Annotated in this window: 21 protein-coding genes and 1 tRNA gene; 1 reads left to right on the forward strand and 21 read right to left on the reverse strand. The window is 60.8% G+C overall.

From position 1 onward, the window contains the following. Window positions 1-33 precede the first annotated feature (33 nt). The 9 genes from ACESSC_RS06985 to ACESSC_RS07025 form a co-directional block, all read right to left on the reverse strand. Complete coding sequence (locus ACESSC_RS06985) at window positions 34-753, reverse strand: GntR family transcriptional regulator (protein WP_055285258.1); 720 nt, start codon at window positions 751-753, stop codon at window positions 34-36. Window positions 754-972: 219 nt separating this feature from the next. After that, on the reverse strand, window positions 973-1,980 hold the full coding sequence (locus ACESSC_RS06990) for a YitT family protein (protein ID WP_373162134.1): 1,008 nt from the start codon (window positions 1,978-1,980) through the stop codon (window positions 973-975). 355 nt (window positions 1,981-2,335) lie between these two features. Next, on the reverse strand, window positions 2,336-2,965 hold the full coding sequence (locus ACESSC_RS06995; protein WP_373162135.1) for an HAD family hydrolase: 630 nt from the start codon (window positions 2,963-2,965) through the stop codon (window positions 2,336-2,338). Window positions 2,966-3,121: 156 nt separating this feature from the next. Further along, the gene (locus ACESSC_RS07000; RefSeq protein ID WP_373162138.1) at window positions 3,122-4,105 is read right to left on the reverse strand and encodes an SIS domain-containing protein; all 984 of its coding nucleotides are present in this window, start codon (window positions 4,103-4,105) and stop codon (window positions 3,122-3,124) included. Window positions 4,106-4,297: 192 nt separating this feature from the next. Further along, entirely contained in the window at window positions 4,298-5,131 is an 834-nt protein-coding gene (locus tag ACESSC_RS07005; RefSeq protein WP_055252122.1) for a PTS system mannose/fructose/sorbose family transporter subunit IID, read from the reverse strand. A 13-nt stretch (window positions 5,132-5,144) separates the two neighbouring features. Then, the gene (locus tag ACESSC_RS07010) at window positions 5,145-5,939 is read right to left on the reverse strand and encodes a PTS mannose/fructose/sorbose/N-acetylgalactosamine transporter subunit IIC (RefSeq protein WP_006235136.1); all 795 of its coding nucleotides are present in this window, start codon (window positions 5,937-5,939) and stop codon (window positions 5,145-5,147) included. A gap of 36 nt (window positions 5,940-5,975) precedes the next feature. Then, on the reverse strand, window positions 5,976-6,899 hold the full coding sequence (locus ACESSC_RS07015; protein WP_055252120.1) for a PTS sugar transporter subunit IIAB: 924 nt from the start codon (window positions 6,897-6,899) through the stop codon (window positions 5,976-5,978). Between the two features lie 183 nt (window positions 6,900-7,082). Further along, window positions 7,083-8,165: a DMT family transporter gene (locus ACESSC_RS07020; RefSeq protein WP_055252118.1), complete on the reverse strand. Its 1,083-nt coding sequence runs from the start codon at window positions 8,163-8,165 to the stop codon at window positions 7,083-7,085. 259 nt (window positions 8,166-8,424) lie between these two features. Further along, window positions 8,425-9,417, reverse strand: a complete 993-nt coding sequence (locus tag ACESSC_RS07025; RefSeq protein ID WP_373162141.1) for an SIS domain-containing protein — start codon at window positions 9,415-9,417, stop codon at window positions 8,425-8,427. Window positions 9,418-9,622: 205 nt separating this feature from the next. Between ACESSC_RS07025 and ACESSC_RS07030 the strand changes: the two genes are divergently transcribed. Next, window positions 9,623-10,345 (forward strand): GntR family transcriptional regulator, encoded by a 723-nt coding sequence (locus tag ACESSC_RS07030; protein ID WP_082435559.1) that lies wholly within the window; start codon window positions 9,623-9,625, stop codon window positions 10,343-10,345. A 35-nt stretch (window positions 10,346-10,380) separates the two neighbouring features. Here the strand turns inward: ACESSC_RS07030 and ACESSC_RS07035 are convergent, their stop codons facing one another. The 12 genes from ACESSC_RS07035 to ACESSC_RS07090 form a co-directional block, all read right to left on the reverse strand. Further along, window positions 10,381-10,962 carry a GNAT family N-acetyltransferase gene (locus ACESSC_RS07035; RefSeq protein WP_055252112.1) on the reverse strand — a complete coding sequence of 194 codons (582 nt, stop codon included), beginning with the start codon at window positions 10,960-10,962 and terminating at the stop codon, window positions 10,381-10,383. Window positions 10,963-11,037: 75 nt separating this feature from the next. After that, window positions 11,038-12,063, reverse strand: coding sequence for a threonine aldolase family protein (locus ACESSC_RS07040; RefSeq protein ID WP_055252110.1), 1,026 nt, complete (start codon window positions 12,061-12,063; stop codon window positions 11,038-11,040). Between the two features lie 45 nt (window positions 12,064-12,108). After that, complete coding sequence (locus tag ACESSC_RS07045; RefSeq protein WP_055252108.1) at window positions 12,109-12,972, reverse strand: phosphatase PAP2 family protein; 864 nt, start codon at window positions 12,970-12,972, stop codon at window positions 12,109-12,111. Between the two features lie 56 nt (window positions 12,973-13,028). Then, the gene (gene mfd / locus ACESSC_RS07050) at window positions 13,029-16,661 is read right to left on the reverse strand and encodes a transcription-repair coupling factor (protein ID WP_373162143.1); all 3,633 of its coding nucleotides are present in this window, start codon (window positions 16,659-16,661) and stop codon (window positions 13,029-13,031) included. Between the two features lie 156 nt (window positions 16,662-16,817). Continuing rightward, window positions 16,818-17,483 carry an endonuclease III gene (gene nth, locus ACESSC_RS07055; RefSeq protein ID WP_117800586.1) on the reverse strand — a complete coding sequence of 222 codons (666 nt, stop codon included), beginning with the start codon at window positions 17,481-17,483 and terminating at the stop codon, window positions 16,818-16,820. A gap of 63 nt (window positions 17,484-17,546) precedes the next feature. Further along, window positions 17,547-19,349 (reverse strand): ABC transporter ATP-binding protein, encoded by a 1,803-nt coding sequence (locus ACESSC_RS07060; RefSeq protein WP_373162145.1) that lies wholly within the window; start codon window positions 19,347-19,349, stop codon window positions 17,547-17,549. 125 nt (window positions 19,350-19,474) lie between these two features. Then, window positions 19,475-20,830, reverse strand: a complete 1,356-nt coding sequence (locus ACESSC_RS07065) for a DNA recombination protein RmuC (protein WP_373162146.1) — start codon at window positions 20,828-20,830, stop codon at window positions 19,475-19,477. 123 nt (window positions 20,831-20,953) lie between these two features. Further along, window positions 20,954-21,388 carry a hypothetical protein gene (locus ACESSC_RS07070; RefSeq protein WP_118450645.1) on the reverse strand — a complete coding sequence of 145 codons (435 nt, stop codon included), beginning with the start codon at window positions 21,386-21,388 and terminating at the stop codon, window positions 20,954-20,956. A gap of 441 nt (window positions 21,389-21,829) precedes the next feature. Then, window positions 21,830-22,369 (reverse strand): rubrerythrin, encoded by a 540-nt coding sequence (gene rbr, locus ACESSC_RS07075; protein ID WP_373162147.1) that lies wholly within the window; start codon window positions 22,367-22,369, stop codon window positions 21,830-21,832. Between the two features lie 98 nt (window positions 22,370-22,467). Beyond that, window positions 22,468-23,373 (reverse strand): HhH-GPD family protein, encoded by a 906-nt coding sequence (locus ACESSC_RS07080; RefSeq protein WP_373162149.1) that lies wholly within the window; start codon window positions 23,371-23,373, stop codon window positions 22,468-22,470. Window positions 23,374-23,394: 21 nt separating this feature from the next. Next, entirely contained in the window at window positions 23,395-23,880 is a 486-nt protein-coding gene (locus ACESSC_RS07085; RefSeq protein ID WP_117773298.1) for an RrF2 family transcriptional regulator, read from the reverse strand. Between the two features lie 359 nt (window positions 23,881-24,239). Beyond that, window positions 24,240-24,317, reverse strand: a tRNA-Asp gene (locus ACESSC_RS07090). Between the last annotated feature and the right edge of the window lie 212 nt (window positions 24,318-24,529).

Consider the following 24,529-nt stretch of genomic DNA (forward strand, 5'->3'; position numbering starts at 1 on the left):
CGTTGCGCGGTTTGGAAAACCGCGCAACTAGAGCTACATCACCATGACGTAGCGGCTGCCCACGTAGTACTGCTTACCCATCAGGACCGGCTCGCCATTGGGGCCGATAAAGCCGGCACGCAGATTGAGCAGTGGATCGTGCGGAGCAATGCCCAACTCGGCCGCCTGCTCGGCGTTAGCGCGAACGGCCTCGACCGTACGGTAGCCAACCGAGACAATCGGCGTTCCGCCAACACGCTCGACCTCGGCAAAAATCGACTTGTCCTCAAGATCGGCCGTCAACAGCTCACGGTAGGCGTCAAACGGCACAAAGATGTTCTCCTCAAAGATGGGCTCGCCGTCGGCCGTACGCACGCGCTTGATATGCAGTAGCAGCGCATCCTTCTGCAGACCAAAGAACTCCATCTCGTTTTGGCGCGCCGGAACGATCTGGCGATCGACCACGTGCGCACCGGCCTTCATGCCGTTGCCGGCACACAGCGCGGTAAACGTCTGCAGCGTCGAGGCATGGAACTGACGATTGATGTGCGGTGTGGAAACAAAGGTGCCGCGGCCCTGTTGCTTAACCAGGTAGCCATCGGAGCACAACTCCTCGACGGCGCGACGCACCGTAATGCGGCTCACGTCGTACTGTTCGGCAAGCTCGAGCTCGGACGGAATACGCTCCTTGGGTGCATAAACACCTTTCTCGATCGCATCTTTGATTTCGTCATAAATCTGCTGGTAAAGCGGTGCATTTTTGGGTGCAGGCATATCTAATCACTCTTATCGAAATATCGAAATAACTAATACGTATATAACGTCTAGTTTCATGTTACCTCATATTGATAAAACGATACACCCCACCTACCAAAAAGCGACAGCTTCATTTTGGTAGGTTTTATCTGGTCAAACGAGAGCCCCTCGAAAGCAACGGGGCTTTCGGGGGGCTCATTCGAATGGGCTGCGCTTGACCGGCAAAAAGCCAAAACCCTACTTGCCGTCGTCCTGCTGCAGACTATCCTGCTCGCTGAGGCGCGCCTGCCTGCAGGCCATGCGCGCGGGCTTGTCGGGATCGGGTACGGCCGTGGGCATGGGCTCGTCAACATGACCGCCCCACCAGCCGCCCACAAAGTTGAGCGTGTGGAACACGTTGATCACGGCGCCGGGATCAATGTCGCATACCAGCTTGATAATGTCCTGACTCTCGTAGGTCGAGACAACGGCGTGCAGCAGGTACATCTTTTCGCGGCTGTATCCGCCGATGACCTCGGCACAGCTAATGCCGTGCTGAAAATGGTCAACATAGGCAGTCATGACCTCGTCTGCCTTGCGCGTCGTGATCTGCAGCGTCACGCGGTCGTAGCGACGATAGAAACTGTCGATGGTCTTGGTCGAAATAAACTGGAACACGATGGAGTACGCCGCATTGTCCCAGCCAAACATAAAGCCAAAGATCGCCAAGATAAAGCAGTTGAAACCAAAGATAACGCCCCAGATGGTCTTGCCCGTGTGGTTGGAGACCCACAGCGCGATAAAGTCGGTGCCGCCGGTAGATGCGCCGGACTTGAGCGCGATGGCAGCGCCCAGACCCGAGACCACGCCACCAAAAATGATGAGCATGATCTTGTCGCCCAAAAACGGGGCGAAATGAAAGATGTTGAGGAACAGCGATGAGAGCACAACTTGCATCATAGAGAAGATGACGAAGCGCTTGCTAATGCCGCTCCAGCATAGGAGCGCCACGGGGATGTTGAGCGCGAGCATACCGAGCGAGATGTCGATGTGAACGCCGCCGAGCGAGGTAACGCGATCGAGCAGGACCGCGACGCCGGTAAGACCGCTCGGAAGCAGGTCGGCGGGCCGAATGAACGCCTGGATCAGGAATGTCTGGAGAACGGCGGAAATGGTGACCGCCACGGCGGTAATGGCGCGGCGGACGATGGTAAGGCGGCCGAGCACGAGCACGCGGTCCGTGAGCTGATCGATGGCATTCGCCACGTAGGCTCCCTTCGAAGGCAGATGTAGTTGTGGGGCATGTCGGCGATTGTAGCATGGAGCGACAGAGGGCGCCTCAATTCACCCTCTCTCGACAACCAAAACGGGACCGGTAACCCCACAACCAAAGGCCCAAATTCTAAGTGAGTAGACTTTTCGCAACCTGCCGAGCACAGCCAATAACAGCCACCTCTGTGACCTGCGGTTTTACTAAGGCAGAAACGCTTTGTGCTCGGCATGCGCCAAAAAGTCTACTCACTTAGTCTGAGTCGAAGCCAAACTGATCCAAATTGAAGCCAAAATGGGCCAATCCGCCGCGATAAATGCGCGAATCGGCACTTCTCGCGGCGGATTGACGCTACAAAGCGGCCAGAATGTCGGTCAGATTATCGATAACGGCATCGGCTCGCGATTGATCGAGGTTGACGCCCTCGTGCGGACGCAGTGCCAGGACGCGCGCGCCGGAGCGCTTGCCGGCCTCGATGCCCAAAGGCGAGTCCTCGATAACCAGGCACTCGGTAGGCTCCACACCCAGCGCCTCCATGGCACGCAGGTAGATCTCGGGGTCGGGCTTAAATGCACTGCACTCGTGACCGCTGATGGTGTAGTCCAGCACGTCGGTGATACCGGCAATCTCCACCAGCTCGTCAATGAGCTCGCGATAGGACGAGCTCGCGATGGCACACTTGACGCCGCGCTCGTGCAGCTCGCGCATCACCGGCTCCGTCTGCTCGTTGAGCAGCTCGGCATACGGAACAGGGTGAACCGGGCTGTAGACCTGCTTGTACTCAACGCGCAAGTGCTCGCGCAGCTCAACATCGTCGGGCACCAGCGACTTCCAGATGGCAGGCTCGTTAGACCCCGAAAGATCGGGGATCTCGTCAAAGTGGAACCCCTTTTCCTCCATAAACGCCACGCGGCGACGGTTGTAGAACCACTCGGTATCGACCAGCACGCCGTCCATATCAAACAGCACTGCCTTGATCATACGCATCTCCTCCCACCTGCCAAAAAGGGACAGGTTTATTTTGGTAGGTTTTATCTGGTGTTTTGCGACGCGACAGACACGCCCCCAAAGCAAAAAGGGGACGGGGCGCAAACCCCATCCCCTCTCAATCAACCCGTAAGGTCTACTTACTTGTGATTAGTAGGAAAGCTTCCACATGTAGCGACGCATGGTCAGCGGGTGCTGACGGGCCTCGGCGATCTGGTTGCCGTACTCGCGCATAACGGCGAGGTGCAGCAGCGGGTTGAAGTAGGTGACGACGCTCGCGGGCACGGCGTCAGCCAGGCCGTAGTCCTTGGAGTCGATCAGAGCGACCTTGGCGCCCATGCGCTCAAGGAAGGTGAGGGCGCGAGCGTCCATCGGACGGGTAGCACCATCGGACATGAAGAAGACGTAGGGCTTACCCTCGGTGGAAACCTCGAACGGGCCGTGGAAGTACTCGCCGGTGTTGTAGGCGGCGGCGTCGATCCACTGCATCTCGGTGAACAGGAAGGCGGCGTGAGAATAAGCCATCTTCTCGGAGGCACCGGAGGCCATGAAGTAGATCATCTTGTCGTCCTTGAAGTCCTCGGCGAACTTCTTGGCGAGCTTCTTGCAGTGCTGAGCGGCGTTCTCGCAGAGATCGAAAACGTTGGTGAGGCCAGTGATCATGTCCTCGTAGTGGTCATAGCCCTCGGTCTGCTGAAGGATCTCGAGAGCAAGAGCGATGGCATAGCCGGGCTTCTCGCACTTGGCAGCGTAGTTGGCGTGGAAGCCGTGGACGATGACGTGGTCGGCGTCGACGGTCAGAGCGGAGCCAGCCTTGTTGGTGAGGGAGACGACCGGGCAGTTGTGCTTCTTGGCGGTCTTGTTGGCCTCGACGGTCTCGGGCGTGGAGCCACCGAGGGAGCAGGTGATCACGAAGGTGTGCTCGTTGACCCAGGAAGGCGTGTCGTAGTTGAACTCGTTAGCGGTGAAGATCTGAACGTTCAGATTGTCCGTGTTGTTGGCCAGGAAGTACTTGGCGGGGTAAAGGTCGGACATGGAAGCGCCGCAGCCGACGAAGGCGACGCTGCGGATCTCGTGGTTGGACAGGACGTCAGCGACGATCTGCTTAGGGAGGTTAAGGTCGATCTCGTACATCTGACACATTCCTTTCGATTTGTTGCGGCGTCACATTGCCGGACGCTCGCAGGGTTACCGTGGTTAGGACCGAGTCGCCGGCCCGTTGAGGATGTGACAAAGGGACAGTCCCTTTGTCACATTTTGAGAATGGGAACCTGCCTGGGGTATGGGATGCCAGGCAGGCCCCCGGGGGAAAGCGCTGGGTCGCGACTAGGCCAGGATGCCGGCCGCGGAGAGGGCGATGCCGCCCACAATGGCGATCACGAGAAGCCAACCGGTGTTGACGTTCTTCTTGATGAGCCAGTACATAAGGCCGGTGAGGCCGAGGGAGATCATCTGGGGCATCATGCCGTCCAGGATGTCCTGAATCACGACGGTGCCCTCAGCGAACTGCAGCGGGGTGGTGGCGCCGATCAGCGTAGCGATCATGCCGCCCACGGACATAAGACCCACGATGCCGCAGACATACATGAGCTTCTCCATGAGGTCGCCGCCCTGGAGCTTGCTCAGGTACTCGTGGCCACCCTGGTAGCCGATCTTGGCTGCGAACCAAGTGATCAGCACGGAGGGCACGATGGAGATGAGCATGGCCAGGATCGGGCCCATGATGGAGCCCTGCTGAGCCAGCTGAACACCCAGGCCAAAGGCGATAACGCGGATGGTGCCCTGGAAGAAGGAGTCACCGATGCCGGAAAGCGGACCCATGAGGGAGGTCTTGACCGCGTTGATCGAATCGGGATCGAAGTTCTCGGGATCCTTGGCGTACTCCTCCTCCATGGAGGCGGCGAGGCCCAGGACAAAAGCGCTCGTCTGCGGGGTGCAGTTGTAGAACGCCATGTGACGGTGGTAAGCCTCTTTCTTAGCAGCGAGCTGCTTGGGGTCGGACTCATCCGGATAGAGGCGATCGAGCGTGGGAACCATGCCGTAGAGGAAGCCCATGTTCATCTGACGCTCGTAGTTCCAAGAGGCCTGGATGGCCCAGGAGCGCCAGAAGAACTGGCTGACCTTCTTGTTCAGGGACACGTCCTTGGTTGCGGTTGCCATAGTGTGTTCCTCCTTAGTCTTCGTCGTCTTCGAGCGGATCGTAGTCGGAATCGACACCGGCGGCTGCATGGGAACCGTTGAACTTGAAGCCCATGAAGACGACAGCCAGGCACACACCGATCAGAGCGACCGCGATAACGGACAGGTTGAGGTAAGCGGCGAGCAGGAAACCGATGAACAGGAACGGAGTCATACCCTTCTTGATCATCATGGTGAGCAGCAGGGCCAAGCCGTAGGCGGTCATGATCTTGGTCGAAACGTTAAGACCAGTGGACAGCCACTCGGGAACCATGTTGACGATGGCCTGAACCAGGTCGGTGCCAACAAAGACGGCGAGGAAGATCGGCAGGAAGTACATGACGGCGTACAGACCGGAGCCGGCGCAGATGTGCATGCGGTAGGCGGTCTTGAACTTTCCGTTATCGATCGCGCTATCTGCCACATGGGTGAGGGCGGCGATGATGGAACGGAACACGATGCCGAGGAGCTGACCCAGGACGGCGACCGGGATGGCGATCGTCATGGCGGTCTCGGCGGAAGCATCGGTCAGGCACGCAAAGGCAGCGGCCACGATGCCGCCCAGGACCATATCGGGCGGAACGGCGGCGCCGACCTGCACCAGGCCCATGGACACGAGCTCGACGGCGGCACCGACGGCAAGGCCGGTGGGCACATCGCCCAGCAGCAGACCGACGAGCGTAGCGCCAACGAGAGGCTGCTCGAAGTTAAGACGACCGAGCAGGCGGGAGTCCCACATGCAGAACACGCCGACGAGGCCGACGAGCACCGCACTGATGAACGTATTCATACCCTTCTCCTTTCAGTCAGGCAAAAGCCTGGTTGATTACAGCTTGGCGTCGATGTCGACGCTCTGATACGTAGGGGTCTGCTGGACGTAGAGCTTGATGCCCATGTCGAGCAGCTGGTTGACGTCGGCCTTCTGGGTGGCGTCGAGGAAGACGGAGCTGTCCTTGCCGCCGACCTGATCGGCACCGTCGTGGTTGGCGGTGGCGCCCAGGTTGATGGCGTCGAGCTTGTAGCCCTGGCAGAACTGCAGCATCTCGGCCGTGTTGCCAAAGACGAACATGACGCGCTCGCCGAGGGTGTTGAGCTTGTCCATCTTGGCGAGGGCACGCTCGACGGTGAAGACGTTCAGGCGCACGCCCTGGGGCTTGGCCAGCTTAAGAGCGCCCTTCTTGATGTCATCGTTGGCGGCAGCGTTGTCGACGACGATGATGCGCTCGGCCTGAACCTTGGTGGTCCAGGTAAAGACGACCTGGCCGTGCAGCAGACGGTAGTCAAGACGTGCGAGGACGATCTTGGCGGGACCGGAGCTGTGACGGGACGCCTTGGCCTTCTTGGCGGGAGCCGCGGCGGCCTCGACCGGTGCGTTGGGGTTGGTCAGACCGGTGCGGGCCTCGTTGATGAGGGCCGCGAGCTCGGCACCCTTGACGGGGACGGGGCTCATAGCGAGCGTGAGCGCCAGCGGGATGTTGAAACCGCTAACAACCGTGAACTTCGTGCCGTTCTTGGAAAGCTCGACCATGTTGTTGTTGACCGAGCTGCCGAGCATATCGGTCAGCACATAGACGGTGTCGTCCGCGTTAAACGTGGCGATCATGGCGTCCACCTTATTGGTGATGGGCTCCTTGTCGTCACGAGCAAGCGACACGACGTGGACGTTCGACACGTCGCCGAGAACCATCTCGAGCGTGTCTTTGGCGCCTGCGGCCAGGCCGCCATGAGATGCGAGAATGATCTGATTCATCTTGCCTCCTCCTTTTCGTTATGGTCATTATAACGTCTTATACGTTGCGGATATTGATAATTAGTATATAAACCGTTCGCGGGTGAAAAACGACCGTTGGCGGGTTTAACGCAATCGAAACGATGGTCTTGGGTAGGCCGGCGCTGGCTGGATAACCCCAGGTCGGACGCCGCGCGCAACCCCCTATCGCACGAAGTACCAGGGGCTTTCCTGCACGGTGGGCTCCAGCGCAATGCCCGTGCGCTCGCGGAACAGATCCATGTCCTGCGATTTCTCCGTCCACCACGCGTTGGGCTTAAAGGTCATGCTCTCAACGACATGACCGACAAACACACTGTTGCGCAGCTTGGAAAAGTCGGTGTTCATAATCACGATGGACGCGAGCACCAAAACGATGCCCAGAACTTTGATCGCGCCGGCGGGCTCGGCGTAGACACCAATGCCCAGCAGTACGGTGACGACTGTCTCGAATGACATTACGACGGGAACTTTCGACGTCTCGAGCCCCATGGACAGACCCTGCATATATAAGATGTAAGCCACGGCTGTGGGGATGAGTCCAAAGCCAAGGAACAGCAGCAGCAGCTGTGGCGACATTGCCGCGGCGACATCCGGCCACGGAGCCGCGATAGCTGCCATAACCGCACCGCCAAAAACAAAGCCCCAAAACGTGACAGCCAGCGGGTGGACCGTCTTGGTTGCTATCCGGCTAAACACCGCGAGCGACGCACCACAAAGGCCTGCAATCACGCCCGACGTGACGCCCCAAACCGAAAAATGAAAACCGGAAAGGTCGCCATTGGTCACCGCAAGCACACAGCCAACGATGTTAAAGACAATGGCGACGAGCTTGTTGAGGGTCACGTCCTCGCGATAAAGCACGCGGCCGAACATGACGCCAAACACCGGCGAGGTGTAGAGCAGCACCGAGGCCGTGGACATGCCCACCTCGCCCATACACTCGTAATAGCAGGTGTTGGCGACGGCTAAACCGACGATACCGACAAGCGCGCAGGGAACGAGCTCTTTAGGGCTTGCCTTGAACAGCGTCATGGGACCCGAGGCTTTTCCCTCACGAGCACCTCCCTGGCAACCCATAAATGCCAAGACCGGAGCCATCAAGACGGCACCCGACAACAGGCGAAAGGCAGCCATGCTCTGGGACGAAACGCCCATGGCTGAGATGCCGTTTACAAAGATTCCGATGCTGCCCCACATAAGCGCGGCGATCAGCACCAGCACATAGCCCAGATTGCTCCTCTTCAACGCAGCCTCCTCAGTATATTTCCAATATGTTTCATGCTACGTTATAGTCGTTATATACATTTTTCAAGGCACAAATCGGCGAACGGGAAATCTCTCGACACAAGGAGTGTCCCCAACTGCCGGCAGAAAGGGAACGTCCCCAAGTGCCGCTCTAGCAGTTGCAGTGAAATAGTTCTCAAACAGAGGCTTCACGCCCCCAAACAGGAACTATTCCACCGCAACTCATGAGGGGTATTGGGCTGTTAGGCCGCTCTATCCCTTAGTAATCCAGCTTCCACATGTAGCGGCGCGTCATGTAGTCCTTGTGGGTGACGGCGGAGAGCGCACGCATGTAGACGTTGTTGAGGATCGGGGCAAAGATCAGGTGGTTGAAGTACTCGCTCACGCTGTCCTTGATGTCGTTGAGGCCGAGCTCCTTGGCGTCGAGCTGGTAGACGCGCTCACCACCGTACTGGTTGACAAAGCGAATGCCGCGCTCGTCGTTGCAGCGGCTGCGGCCGACGCTGATGAGCTGGAACAGCGAGGTACGCTTGTCCAGGATCTCGAAGGGACCGTGGAAGAAGTCGCAGGTGTTGATGGCGCAGGAGTCGATCTGCAGCATCTCCTGCACGTTGCAGATGCTAAAGACGTAGGCGGCACCAAAGAGCGGACCCTGAGCCATCACGTTGATGCAGGGCTTGTCGGCGTTCTGCTCGGCCCACTTGGCTGCGAGCGGACGGGTGTACTCGACGGCCTTGCGATAGATGGGGTCGACCAAGTCGAAGGCGGCCATAGCGGTCTCGTACTCGGCATAGCCCTCGGTCTGCTGCGTAAGCTCCATGGCGATCATGGTCACGACGGCAGAGTTGGTGCGGCCCATGCAGGACTCGTCGACGGCCAGGCTGTCGTACTGGATCTTGTAGTCGCAGACCTCGGTGAGGCCGGACTCGTCAACATAGATGGCGATGGTGCTGGCGCCGTGGTCCTTGGCGACCTGGGCGGCGACGATGGTCTCCTTGGTGCCGCGCATGGACACGACGACGGCCAGGGTGTTCTCGTTGACGTAGGCAGGCGTGGCGTGCACGAACTCGTTGCTGGTGTAGCTGGAGCTCACGACCTGCGTGGCCTCGTGCTCCATAAAGTACTGGGCAGGATAGTTGCCGCCGTTGGATCCGCCGGCGCCGATCCACACGACGCGCTTGATGCCGCCCTTGTCTGCCTTGTCAGCCAAAACCTGGGAGACGACGTCCTTAACCTGTTCCTGAGTAGTCATCGTGCATCAGCCTTTCTTCTCGTTTGATGCTGTCGATGGCATACAAGTTACATACATGTTTTAACGATGTCGACTAGTTGTATGCTATATTTGTCTTAGAAATTTTGCTGATGCGGTTTTCGATAACTCGTTACCAGCGATTTTATTGTTGTATTGGATACATGCTTGATTAGCCAAGCATACAAGTTAGATACAGGTTGTTCGCATGAGTACTTCGTCAAAAAAGAACTTGGCCCAATACGAGCGTCTGGCGGGTACGCTGCGTGACCGCATCGCCGCCGGCACCTACGCACGCGGAGACAAGCTGCCGTCCGAGATGGAGCTCATGGACGAATCGGCGCTGTCGCGCAGCACCGTGCGCCACGCGCTTAAGGTGTTAGTTGACGAGGGCCTGGTGCGCACCGAGCGCGGACGTGGCACCTTTGTGGCCGACACGCCGGCACTGCATGAGAACAACCTGGTGTTTTCGAGCTACACGGCACAGGTCCAGGGTCAGGGAATGAAGCCCACCACGCGCACGGTGGACTCGGGCTTTACCAAGGCAACGGGCAGCGTGGCCAAGTTCTTTGACGCTACCGTGGGCAGCAAGCTCGTCAAACTTGTCCGCCTGCGCTACCTGGACGATGCGCCGCTGTGTCTGGAGACCACCTATTTGCCGCCAAGCTTTGGGTCGCTCATCGATCGCGATATCAACGGTTCGCTCTACGCCACGCTGCGCCAGGAATTCCATCGCGCGCCGGCACAGGGGCACAAGACCTTTGAGGTGTGCTATGCCTCGCAAAACGAGGCGTTTTTGCTCAACGTTGAGCGTGAGCAGGCGCTGATCTTGATCACCGACTACGTCTACGACACCGACGGCCGCCCGCTCCATGTCTCCAAGCGCATCCAACGCACCGACCGCGCCAAATACACCGAGCCCATCGGCTAACCACCACAAAGGGGACAGGCACCTTCGTGGTGGTTTTAGGCGAGGAGGTCGGGGAACCAGGTTGGTTTGGGCTGGTTGGGCGTGCGCTCGGCCAGGACCAACTCCATCCAACACATGTCGTACCAGCGACCGAACTTTTGAGCGCAGCGGTCGAAGGCACCCACCAGGCGATACCCCATATGGGCATGGAAATCCTGACTGTTGTGCGTTAGATACTCGTCGTCCTTGTCGTGCGGCACGGCGATGAGGGCGCACATGTTGGTGATGCCCATCGCGACCAGGCACTGCTTGAGCGCGTCGTGCAACCTGCGACCCAGTCCGCCGTGGCGCACGTCGCGCGCCAGGTAGATCGATGTCTCGACCGACCAGTCGTACGCCTCGCGGCTGTTGAGCGGACTCACATAGGCATAGCCTACCGGGCGCCCGTCCAGCTCCATCACCAGATACGGATAGCGCTTGAGCGTACGCTCGATGCGCCCGGCGAACTCCTCAACGCTCGGCACCTCGTATTCGCAGGTAATCGCCGTCTGGCGCACATACGGCTCATAGATGGCAAGCAACGCCGGCGCGTCATCGGGCGTCGCCAGGCGAATCGTCGGCTCGGACATCTCGGTCATACAACCCTTCTCCCAAAAGCAAAGGCCGCCCTGCGCCAAACCCAAGCGCAAGGCGGCCCTCGTCATTGCATCAACTTACAGGACGGCAGCCAGCGCGTCGATGTCCTCCTGCGTCGTGGCCCAGCTGGTGCAAAAACGCACCACGGTGCGGGTCTCGTCGTACTTTTCCCAGTACTCGATCGAGGCGTGCTCGCGAATGCGGGCCATATCCTCGTTGGGCAGAATCACGAACTGTTGGTTCGTAGTCGTCTCCAAGAAGAACTCGTAGCCGCGCTCATGCAGCACGCGGCGCAGCGCCTGAGCCGTCTCAATCGCCTGGCGACCGATCTCAAAATACAGGCCATTGGTAAAGAGCGCCTCAAACTGCACGCCCGTCAGGCGGCCCTTGGCCAGCAGCGCGCCGTGCTGCTTAATGCGCGGAATGGGATGCGCCGGAGCGTGCATGCCGCAGAACACCACAGCCTCGCCGCAGAGCGCGCCGCACTTGGTGCCGCCAATGTAGAATACGTCGCACAGCTGCGCCAGCTCGGGCAGGGTAATGTCGCACTCATCGGCCGCCAGCGCATAGGCCAGGCGGGCGCCATCCACAAACAGCGGAATCTCGCGCTTCTGGCACACCGCATGGATTGCCGCGAGCTCAGCCTTGGAGTACAGCGTGCCGTACTCGGTCGACAGGCTCACATACACGGCGCCCGGAAACACCATGTGCTCACAGCTCTCGTTTTCGTAGAACACTTGGATATAGTTTTCGAGATCCTCGGCGTGCATCTTGCCCTCGTAGCCGGGGATGGTGAGCACCTTGTGGCCGCCAAACTCGATGGCGCCCGCCTCGTGGCAGGCAACGTGGCCGGTCTCGGCGGCAACCACGCCCTCGTACGGCGCGAGCAGCATGTCAATCACCGTCGCGTTGGTCTGCGTGCCTCCCACCAGCAAAAATACGTCGGCATCGGGAGCCTGACAGGCCTCGCGAATAAGCTGCTTGGCACGCTCGGTGTGCGCATCGGTGCCGTAGCCAGGCTGCGGCTCCATGTTGGTGTCGACGAGCGCCTGCAGCACCGCCGGATGTGCGCCGTGGGAATAGTCGTTGTTGAACGCGAGCATGGCAATCCTCTCTTACCAGGTATCGGCCAGATGATTCAGGTGGGGCTATTGTACGCCGTGAGGATAGGCAATGCGCGCGGCAAGGCACTCAAGTGCCAACACCAGGGCAAAGCCGCAGCTCACGTCAGTCAAAAAGTGTGCACCGATCACGATACGGCCAAAGGCGACGAGCGCCGCGACCACGGCAGCGACCCAAAAGACCACGCGGCGTCGCGACGGCTTTTCCGTAAAGGCCGCCGCGGGAAGCCCGGCGAGCATAAGGCCGATCGCCGCGTGCGCCGTGTGTCCGCTCGCAAACGACTTAAAGCCGTCCTTGATCACGCCGGCGGCGATATAGCTCCACTTGTCGGGATTGCCAATCACCCACCACGGCTGAAAATTGAGCCCCGGCGTGACCTCGATCACGCGCATGCGCGGGCGCGACCACAGCGGCTTGACGATCACGTTGAGGATGATGGCCTGAGCGACCCACACGGCAAGCACCATCAGCGCCCAGCGTGTGAGCTCGTCGGAGTCGGTGTCGCGCGTGAGGCGATAGGCGATGAGGTTGGCCGCGATGACCAATGCAAACGTCAGAACCAGCTGAACCGCGATGAGTTTGCCGCCAACCTTCAGGGACGAGACGATCTCGTAGCCGGCCAGGCCAACGTTGACGAGGATGCCGAGCACGGCGAGCCATTTGCTCCCCCTGGAGTCGGGACGCACCGCGCGCACGAGCATGACGCCCGCGATACTCGCCGTCAGCTCGAACGGCAGCTCGCCAGCGGCCTCGATAAAGCGACCGTACATGCTGCCGATATTGAAGAGCGCGCTCGAGATCTGATAATCGAAGAAACTGCCCACGCCCAGACAAAGGCACAGGACAACCGCGATCATGGCGACATCTTTCTTATAGATGTATCCGAACATGCTTTCCTTTCGATGAGGTCAGATTGCCCAAATGGGGCGTTTGCAGCGTCGACCCATTAGTCGTCATCGCTGGCGCCCAGCTGCTGCAGCAGCATGAGGGCGGCTGCCACGGGGCCGGTGCCGTCGTTGGCATCGAGACCGCGACCCAGGCCGCTGCCCGCACCGGCGCCCGCCTTATAGGGCACCGACAGCTTGCGGCTCTTGGGGAAGTTCACCGCGCCGTACCGATTCTTAAACTCAAAGGCCACCTTCTTGGGCACGTCGACGCCCAAAAACGTGATGCGTCCGCCGCTGAGCGTGACGCTCTCGAGCCCCAGGCGCTCGCCGCGGATACGGATACGCGCGCGGTTGAACAGGTTGAGTCCCGCCAGCGGCAGCTCACCATGCGCGGCCTCGGTCTCCTCCTGCACCTCGTCGACACTCTCCAGGTCCTCAGCCGCCGCGAGCTTGCGGTACACGAGCACGCGCTGGTCCACCGCCGGCATGTACTCCTCGGACAAGAAGTAGTCGGCCGGCAGGTTGATGCCCACGCTCGCCGCCTCCACGCCGGCATCGTCATCGCCGCGCGCCTCGGCCACGGCCTGGCCCAACATCTGCGTAAACAGGTCAAAGCCCACGCTCGACAGGTTGCCGTGCTGCTCAGCGCCCATCAGCGAACCGGCGCCGCGAATCTCCAGGTCGCGCATGGCGATACGCATGCCGCTGCCCAGGTCCTGGAACTCGGAAAGTGCAGTCAGGCGCGCCGTGGCCTCCTCGGTGAGCGGCAGCTCGCCCGGGAACATAAAGTACGCGTAGGCCTGCGTGGCCGAGCGACCCACACGGCCCTTGAGCTGGTAGAGCTGTGCCAGACCCAGGCGCTGCGAGTCCTCGATGATGAGCGTGTTGGCGGTCGCGTTGTCGATGCCGCTCTCCACGATGGTCGTGGCGATGAGCACATCGATCTTTTTGGTCGCGAACTCGATCATCACGTCCTCGACCTCGCGCGGGCTCATCTTGCCGTGCGCCACGCCCACGCGCGCCTCGGGCGCGGCCTCGTGCACGCGTGCCACAGCGTCATCGATGGTCTTGACGCGGTTGGACACGTAGTACACCTGTCCGCCGCGACCCACCTCCAGGCGAATCGCCGCGCTCACCACGTCGGGGTCGTACTCCCCCACGTGCACGATCACGGGGCGGCGCCCAGTCGGCGGCGTGGTAATCAGGCTCATATCGCGCACGCCGCTCGTGGCCATCTGCATGGTACGCGGGATGGGCGTGGCCGAAAGCGTGAGCACGTCGATCTGCTCGCGCAGGTTCTTGAGCTGCTCCTTGTGCTGCACGCCAAAGCGCTGCTCCTCGTCGATGATCACCAGGCCCAGGTTCTTGGGGTTCACATCGGCCGAAAGCAGGCGATGCGTGCCGATGAGCACATCAATCGTGCCCTCGGCAAACGCCTTGAGTGCGCGCTTTTGCTGCGCCGGCGTGCGAAAGCGGCTGAGCACCTCGACCTCAAGGCCAAACGGGGCAAAGCGTTCAAAGAACGTCTCGTAGTGCTGCTGGGCCAGAATGGTCGTGGGGCAGAGCACCATGACCTGGCGACCGGAGTCCACGCACTTAAACGCCGCGCGCAGGGCGACCTCGGTCTTGCCAAAGCCCACGTCTCCGCACAGCAGGCGGTCCATGGGCTTGGGCGCCTCCATATCGGCCTTAATATCGGCGATGGCCTCCAGCTGATCGCGCGTCTCGTCGTAGGGGAAGCTCTGCTCCATCTCGATCTGCTCGGGCGTGTCGGGCGGGCAAGCGATACCGGCAATCGAAGAGCGGCGCGTATACAGATCGACCAGGTCAAACGCCAGCTTTTTGGCGTTCTTGCGCGCCTTGTTGGTGGCACGCGTCCAGTCGGCGGTGTTGAGCCTGGTCAGGCGCGGCTTGTCGCCGTCGGGACCAACGTAGCGCGTAATGCGGTCAACCTGCTCCAGCGGCACGTAGAGCTTGTCGCCGTCGGCATATTCCAGCAAAAAGTAGTCGCGCTCCTTGCCGCCCACTTCCTGGCGCGCGATCTCGCTAAAGAGCGCGATGCCATGCGTTGCATGCACTACGTAGTCGCCTGGCTTAAAGGGGAAGGTGATCTGCGTAATATCGACCTTGCGGCGGCTGCGGGCGCGGTTGGCGTCCATGCGAGCGTTGAGGTCGGCGATCGAGAACACGGCCAAATTGGCGTCGGGGACCACCACGCCCTGCGGCAGGGCGGCATCCACAAAGGTCACGCGTCCGCGCGAGATGGTGGGCACGGCGGCACCGGCGGCAGCCTGGGCCGCGCCCGCCTCGAGCGAGCGGGCGTTGAGCGCGTCGGCCTTACGCTCGTGAATGGAAGCATGGGCCTCCTGGCGTGCGGCACGGTCGGCAGAATCCGCCGTTGCCACGCGTACGCGCTCGCCAATAACGCCGGCGTTTTCGGGCGCGGCCGTCAACGACTCCTCAAAGGTAATGCCCTCGTCGCCAAAGGTGAGCTCCATCGACTCGCGCGCACCGCGGTCGGGAATGGCAAACACGCAGGCATAGCGCTTGCCCACGACTTCCTGAATGCGCGTCATAAATCGATTGTCCGAGCCCGCAATGGCCGGCTGCTCAATCTTGAGCTCTGCCGTAACCGCACCGCCGGCACGAATCAGGCTCACGTAGTTCAGGCGCTGCTGAGCACCAAAGTCGAGCTGTTGGGCGCGCACATACAGACCCTCCAGACGGTCAATCCCCGCCTCGCCGGCACGGGCCTCGATATCCTCGTAGGCGCGCAGGCAGTCATCGAACAGCGAGCGCGGCTCGGACAGGACCACAAGCGCCTTGCCGCTCACGTGCGCCAACGGGCTCACGGTCTGGCCGTACATCACCGGCAAAAAGCGGTCGAGCTCGGGCGTGACGATGCGCGCATCCACCATCTCGAGCAGCGCCGCCAGCTTGCTATCGCTCTGGCTGGCGCGATAGAGCGCCACATGCATGTTATGGACCGCCTCGTCGGTGAGCGCCAACTCGCGGCACGGGAAGATCTCGATACTGTCCTCGTTGCCGATGGTCTGGCCCGTTGAACTCACCATGCGGCGGATGCGGTCGATCTCGTCGCCGAAAAATTCAATGCGCACGGGCGCCTTTTCCTGCGCGGGAAACACCTCGACGGTGTCGCCGTGCACACGGAACAGGCCGGGCGCGTCGGCGGCACCGGCATTGGTGTAGCCCATGCCCACCAGACGCTGCGGCACCTCGTCAAAGGGAATCTCCTCGCCCACCGCAAAAGTAGTGGACTCCCAGTAGCGACTCTCGACCGGCGGCACGCAGCGCAGCAGTGCACGGGCCGAGGCGACCATGATGCAGTTATCGCCGCGCACGATGCGCCCTAAAGCCTCGCAGCGTTGGGCCACCACGGCGTCGTCGGGCGCCTGCTCACGCCATGGATAGTCTTTGCGCTCGGGAAAGCGGCACACATGCGCCAGACCCACATAGGCGGCCAGGCTGCGCGCGGCGCGATCGGCCGCGTCCTCGCCGCTCACGATATAGACCGTGGGACGCGGGCGGCGCGCAAACTGGGCTGCCGCCATGAGCGTGCGGCCCGACTGCGACACGGCCAGCGTCACGTCCTCGCCGGCATCGAGTCCGGCCTCGACGGTCTGCAGCGCCTCGGCAGTGTAGAGCTGCGCGGCTATACGGTGAATGAGCATGTGGTCCTCCGGCATCGCAACGCCAAAAGCCCGCCGGGGCAGGCTCGGCGGGTCGTACATCAAAACTATTGATTGTCATGGTAACGCATGGGGCGGACTCCGGCTCAAGGGCAAACCCAGCCCCGCAAAAAACGCCAGACGAAGATGCGTTCCGCCCTACCCCGCCACGCGCACGCTGGGGCACAAATCTGCCAGCGGACACTCGTCACACTTGGGTTTGCGGGCGTCGCAGATCTCGCGACCAAAGGTGATCCACTGATGGTTGACCGACTCCCAATACTCGTGCGGCAAAATCTTGAGCAGATCCTGCTCGGTCTTGAGCGGTTCCTTGGCATGCGTCTTGGGACTCAGCATCAGGCGGTGCGCAATGCGGTTGACGTGCGTGTCCACCGCAATACCCTCCACGATGCCATACCCCACGTTGAGCACGATGTTCGCCGTCTTGCGTCCCACGCCCGGCAGCTTCACGAGTTCCTTCATGTCGGCCGGCACCTCGCCGTCATAGTCGGCGACGATCATCTGCGCGGCCTCGACGGCATGCTTGGCTTTGCTCTTGTAGAAGCCGAGCGACTTGATGGTGTCCGCCACGTCAGCTACGCTCGCCCCGGCCATGGCCTCGGGCGTGGGCCACTGGGCAAACAGCCGCGGCGTCACTTTGTTGACCTGCGCATCGGTCGTTTGCGCCGAAAGCAGCACCGCGATCAGCAGGCGGAAGGGATTCTCGTGGTCCAAAAAGCACTCGACCGGGCCATAGCGACGGTTGAGGCGCTCACACACCTCGATGGCGCGCTCGCGCTTGGCGGCATTGGTCTCGCGTGGCATAACGACTCCTCGGCTCAACGGCACAATAAACTTATGGGCACAATTGTCCCACGTCCGAGACGTTTACGCCTCCAAGAATGCGCCGGTCTGACGGCTCCACAGGCTCGCGTACTCGCCGCCCGCCTCGACGAGCTGCACATGCGTGCCGTCCTCGACGATCTCGCCATCCGCCAGTACCACGATGCGGTCGAGCGCCGCCACGGTGGACAGGCGATGCGCCACCACAATGGAGGTGCGGCCGCGCATCAGGTTCTCAAGAGCTTCCTGCACCAACGCCTCGGACTCGCTATCGAGGGCAGACGTCGCCTCGTCGAGTACCAGAATCGGCGCGTCGGTGAGGATGGCACGGGCAATGGCCACGCGCTGGCGCTGGCCGCCCGAAAGCTTAACGCCGCGCTCGCCCACCATGGTGTCAAAGCCATGGGGCAGGCGGTCGATAAACTCCAGGGCATTGGCCAGGCGCGCCGCCTCGCGAATCTGCTCATCAGTGGCGTTGGGACGACCGTAGGCAATGTTTTCGCGAATGGAGCGGTGGAACAGCAGCGCCTCCTGCGGCACGTAGGCAACCTGGCGGCGCAGGCTCTGCTGCGTGCAGCGCGAGACATCCTGACCGTCCACGAGTACGCGGCCGCCCTGAACATCGTCCAGACGCAGCAGCAGCTTGGTGAGCGTCGTCTTGCCCGAGCCCGATTTACCCACCAGGCCCACGCGCTGGCCCGCCGGCACATGGAGCGTCAGGTCGTCGAACACGCTATCGCCCGCCGCGGCGTCACGGTATGCAAAGCTCAAGTGCTCAAAATCGATCGCGCCCTCGGTCACCTTAAGCTCGGGAGCATGCTCGTCGTCCGCCACCAGGCGCGGCTCGTCCAGCACGCGCGTCATCTCGGCGGCGTCACCCAGCGCGCGGTTAATGCGCTGCATCATGGAACTCACGTAGTTCAGGCGCATGGTGAGGTTATAGGTGTAGGTAAAGATCATGACGAGCGAGCCGGCCGAGATGCCAAACCACGCGTTGCCGCCCGCCACGAACACACTCACCACGGCCATGGTGATGACGATAAGGCCCGAGGTCGTAAAGTTGCGCTGCATCATGGCGTGCATCGAGACCGTTTCGGCATCGCGCGCGGCACGATCGGCGGTGTCGAACAGATCGCGTTCAAAGTCCTCTCGCCCGCAGGTCTTGACGGCCAAGATGTTCGTGACCGCGTCGGAGAGCACGCCCGAGAGCTTGTTTTGTGCGGCGGACGTCGCGGCCGAAAGCGGCATGATGCGCTTGTACATAAGCCAGACAAACGCGATGTAGACGACCATGATGCCCACCAGGATCACGGTAAATGTGGGCACCACCGGAGCGAGCGCCGTCACCGTGCAGACAACCGAGGTGATGGTGGGAATGAGCGAATACACCGTCACGTCGACCAGACCCGTGTAGCCGCTCATAAAACGGCTCGTCTGGCTCACAAGCGATCCGCCAAAGCGGCTGGTGTGGAATGTCATGGATTGATTGGAGAGCGTGTCGAAGCACAGGCGCGCCAGGTGATAGTTGCCCGCGATCTCGAGCTTGTAGACGGTGTAGTCCTGCAGCTTGGAGAGGATCTGGCCCACCAGGTTGACGAGCACGAGCGCCAAAATGTAGGGACCGAAGACCTCAAACACCTGGTCGCCCGCTACGGGGCCGGCCTGGACACGATCGACGATGAGGGCCATAACGTAGGTGTTGGCAAACGTGAGCAAAAAGATGTAACCCGCCGACGAGAACACCGAGAGAAAGACGATCAGCGGCTGCGTGCGCGTGACATCCCAAAAACGCTGCAGCGTGCGGCGCACGGTCGAGCGTTTGAGCGGGCTGGTGCTTCTCTGAGACATGGGCTTCCTTTCGCGTCTGATAGGGCGAAAGGCCATTGTTGCACATTAAAGTGCGCTTTAGGCAAGTGCGATGCGAAAAGCACCCGCGCCCTGCGCCTGCGCAGGCGCCCCGCCGTCAAGTGCCGCTAGTCCTCGTCTTCTTGGTCTGCGAGCAGGCCCGCGGACGTGAGCCCCAAGACCTCGTCGGCCTCCTTGGCGTCTTCCAGCGCGTCGATATCCTTGAGCTTGCGCTCCATGACGTTGGTACGCGTGGTGATGATGCCCTCGACCGTTTTGCCCGCAGTCTCGATCTGCTGCTGGGCGCGACGCAGCGCCGCCTGATAGCGCGGTAGTTCGGCTTTGACGGCGGAAAGCACGCGTAGCACGTCGTCGGTGCGCTTTTGCAGCCTAAACGTCTGGTAGCTCATCTGCAGGCTGTTGAGGATGGCCGCCATGGTGCTGGGGCCGGCAACGTTGACGTGATAGTCGCGGCCCAGGGTCTCGATAAGCCCAGGGCGGCTGACGACCTCAGCGTACAGCCCCTCAAACGGAACGAACATGATGCCAAAGTTGGTGGTCACGGGCACGCTCAGGTACTTTTCGCAGATGTCCTTTGCCTCGCGCTTCACCATGGTGTCGAGCGTCTTGCGCGCGGCGGCGACGGCCTCCGCGTCGCCCGACTCCTGGGCGTCGAGCAGATGCTCATACGCATCGCCCGGGAATTTGGAGTCGATTGGCAGCAGCACGGGGTCTCCCTCGTCTACCGGCAGCTTGACGGCAAACTCAACGCGCTCCGAGGCGCCGGGCTTGGTGGCGACGTTTTCCAGATACTGGTCGGGCGTGAGAATGTCCGCCAGGATCGCGCCCAGCTGCACCTCGCCCAAAATGCCGCGCGCCTTGACGTTACCCAGCACGCGCTTAAGGTCGCCCACGCCAGTGGCGATAGATTGCATGTCGCCCAGGCCCTTGTACACGGCCTCGAGCTGGTCGCTCACCTGCTTAAACGATGCAGACAGGCGATCGTTGAGCGTACGGGAGAGCTTCTCGTCCACCGTCGCACGCATCTGATCGAGCTGCACGTTGTTGTCTTTGCGGATGGCGCCCAACTGGGCATCGACCGTCTCGCGCACCTTGTCCAGGCGGTGCTCGATGCCTTCGCGGTTGGCGCCGAGCTGTTGAGCCGTCTCGCGGCGCAGGTCATCCATACGGTCACCCGCCTGCGAGAACTCGCGCGCAATGGTCAGGTAGCGCTGCTGCTCTACGGCGGCGTCGGTGGTCTGCTGCTGCGCGATGGCATTGGCCGTGCGGCGGGTTTCGGCCAACGCGACGTTCAGGGTGTCGAGCGTGCTGTTGGCCTGCTCGAGCGCTGCCAGCGTTTCCGCGCTACTGTCGCCACGCTCCCGCAACTCGGCACGCAGGCTCTTGAGCTGGAGGGCGCAAGCCACAGCAACCCCCACCGCCACCAAGGCGATCACAACAAGCACAATATCAATAGCAGACATAAACTCCGCCCAACAAACCCAATCGAGCACCAATCAAAACCGCGATCAATCTTACCCTGTCAAACGCAGCTCATGTCCAATCGAGCGCAGACAAGTTACCTTTGCACTATGGGTGCTGGTCCGCTAGCTCTCCCAGCTGGCGCGGATGGTTGCCGCGGCATCCCCCAAGCGCTGACCGAGAGCTGCCAAGTGCTGAAGTACCTCATTGGGCGAGGCGCCGTTGAGAATGCACGTGAGGGCATATGAGGCCAAGAAGATTACCGCGAGCCCCAGCGGGATCAGCACGATCATCGCCAGCGTACGCAGGCGCTGGGCCCAGCGACGGTGACGCGCACGACGTTTATCGAACGCGAGCTCCTGCGCATATGAATCCTGCTGTACGGAATAGGCCTCTGGCGCCGATTCACACCCGGGCACAGCTGCAGGTACAGCAGCGGGCACGACATTTTGCGCAAAGGGCTGGGCTGCCGCCCCGTGCATTTGCATCTCCATGAGTCGTTGCTGCTGACGCAGCATGCGCTCAGCTTGTCGCTGCGGAGTCTCAAGAAACAGATCCATGCTGGCCTCCAAAATCGGAGCATTCGACGCTTACGACCAGCATCCCGCACCGCCATGACCGCGACAACGCAATCGCCGGCAATAGCCACAAAGTTTCTTTTGCTCAAAAGCTGTCGAAAAGCTCAACAACTCCCCTACCAGCACTTTCTCTGAGCTTTTTTCGCCAGCAATCTTTTGGCCTTCCGCCCTTACGCCAACTGACCAAAATCTAACCAAAAGCTTGACGAAAATTGTGGAGACCGGGACCCCACAAAAACGTGCCGCCCCAAAAAGGGGCGGCACACAACCTTTTTTATCAGCTTTTCTGTATCGAGCACGCGACGACCCAACGCCGGAGCGCAAGGCGGGGAAATACCTTTGCCTCGCGCGACTCTGCGAAGCCGTGAGCGAGAGGGAAAGGTATTTCCCCGCCCTGCGCTCCGCAGCAGCCAGCGCCAAGCGCTAGTAGTTCACCACCTGCTCCTCAAAGTACGCCTTGGGGTGGTTGCACACCGGGCACACCTCGGGCGCCTCGGCACCAACGTGCAGGTGCCCGCAGTTCAGGCACTTCCACACCTTTACGCCCTCGCGCTCAAACACCTCGCCCGACTCAATGCGCTCGACGAGCTTGTTGTAGCGCTCCTCGTGAGCCTTCTCGACAGCAGCGACGCCGCGGAACTTCGCGGCGATCTCGGCAAAGCCCTCCTCATCGGCGGTCTTGGCAAACTCGTCGTACATCTCGGTCCACTCGTAGTTCTCGCCCGCGGCGGCATCGCGCAGGTTATCCAGAGTGCCGGGAACGGCGCCATCGTGCAGATACTTAAACCACAGCTTGGCGTGCTCGGACTCGTTACCCGCCGTCTCGGCAAAGATATTCGAGATCTGAACGTAGCCGTCCTTTTTGGCCTTAGATGCATAGTAGCGATACTTGGTGTGCGCCTGGGACTCACCGGCAAAAGCGGTCTCAAGGTTCTTCTTGGTTTGGGAGCTCTCAAAATCCATAGGTGTACTTCCCTTCAATACATGCCGCCCATAGGCTTTGAGCGGCCTTATTTTATGGTACCCCCTGCCGAAAATCTAAACCTTAAAATTCGAGCGGGCTACACACTCAGCCAACGATCGTCCTCGGAGCGGCAAAAGCCCTCACGCTCCAGATCGGCTAGAATGCCCGCGACAAGCTCGCACTCGACCGGCCCGCGACCGGCCGCCGTCTCCATCTCGTTAACGCCCCCCACGGCGTCAGCAAGCGTAATCCCCGCCGGCTGGCCATCGCGCGCTGCCAGCAACATTCGCACGATATGCGCGCGCTTTTGGCGACGTGAGCCCTCAAACTTTGATTGACGGCTATAGCCCGCCGACCGCCTGGACGGATTGGGCAACGTCTTTTTTAGATATGCGCCGTAATCCAGCAACGCGTAATACCACGCGCGCGGCGTGTCGGCATCATCGAGCGGCACGGCAAAGGGAGCGATCTCGTCGGTCGCCGCACCGGGGGCCGCCGGACAGGCGGCTTGGATCAGCGGCACCAGCTCGCGATCGGGAACAGCCGGCATATCGGGAAAGAAGTGATGCAGAAAGACCGTGCGCACGTTGGTCTCCAGATACACGCCCGGAAGATCAAACGCAAACGACCGGATACCCTGCGCCGTTGCCGGGCCAATACCAGGAAGAGCGACCAAGTCACGTGTCTCGTGCGGAAACTCCCCGTCCCAGTCCTCTATAACGCGCTGGGCGGCCTTGTGGAGCGCCAGAGCGCGTCGGTTGTAGCCCATCCCCTGCCAAGCGTCCAAAACATCGGAAGGCGCGGCCTGGGCAAGCGCCTGCACAGTCGGAAAACGATCGAGCCACACCGGCATGCGCGCCTCCACGCGCGGCACCTGCGTTTGCTGCAGCATGACCTCAGAAAGCCAAATGATGTACGGATCGCGTGTGCGGCGCCACGGAAGGTCGCGATAACGCAGGACCCCTTCCGAACGAATCATCGAACGAAAGGGGTCCTGAATCATGGCTATGCTCCTTATGCGGCGCTATTCCTCCCGGCAAGCGCACGCGCAGGTGGCGTACTCGGGAAACGCTTCGCGGTCGGCGAACTTGGGATCGACGGCCGGGAACTGGCGGTGAGCGACGATGTCGCCGAGCGAAACGGAATCGAGGTAGTCGCGCATCAACGCCTGGGCTCCGGCCCACAGGGGATGATAGCAGCACGCGCCCATGCGCGCACAGTCACCATCAGGCGCGGTGCAATCGTTCATAACCATAGGACCCTGAACGGCCTCGACGACCTGACGAATGGTGACGTCGTCCGGACTGACCTTGAGACGCATGCCACCGTGGACGCCACGCAGGCTCTCCACAATACCGGCCTGGACCAAGCCGTGCTGAATCGAGCGGGCAAACGAATACGGGACATTGACCTCTTCGGCAGCGGTGCGAACAGAAAGCAAACACTCCGGATCCTCGGCAAGCATCGCCAGCATACGAAGGGCGTAATCAGTCTTCCTCGATATGTCCATTTTTCCCCTTTCAAGGAATACGAACAGCTCGAACGAGCTCCGGGGCCGAGCTTGTGTCGAGACGCTAAATGACCGCCAGGACATCCAAATGGTAAATCGGATATCCACTGAGTGCCGCGCTTGGAGCGAAATGCATCAGATGCGGCGCACAGTGCAATTTAGTATAACCTAACCCCCTGTCTCGTTGAACAGGTGTTGCGCAACAAAGCTGCTGTTTAGACAGATATGCTTATTGGATTTTACTTGCGTTCCCGAAGGCGCGGAGATTCTGGGCAAAGATGCCTCAGGGCGATCGTTCTATCGAAACAAAGTGTATCAAACGCAAAAAGCCACGTCCGAAGACGTGGCTTTAATTGCGTTGGCGGGAAGTACGGGGCTCGAACCCGCGACCTCCGACGTGACAGGCCGGCGCTCTAACCAAACTGAGCTAACTCCCCAGGCAGGCGTTCGCGTTTGTTTCCGCTCGCGTGCGCTGCGGGGATTAGTATACACAGAAGTCTGTCCGGCGCGCAACAACTTTTTTGAAAAAATTTTTCGGTCCCTCCGGGAGGGTCTCCGGGGCTGGGGGCGGGGGTTAAGTTTGCTGCTCTACAGTCCTGCGCAAGACGGAAAGCACATTAAGTGCTTTCCTTTGCGTGCGGAACTCGCG

Source organism: Collinsella aerofaciens, from assembly GCF_964243765.1.
Lineage (GTDB): Bacteria > Actinomycetota > Coriobacteriia > Coriobacteriales > Coriobacteriaceae > Collinsella > Collinsella aerofaciens_BU.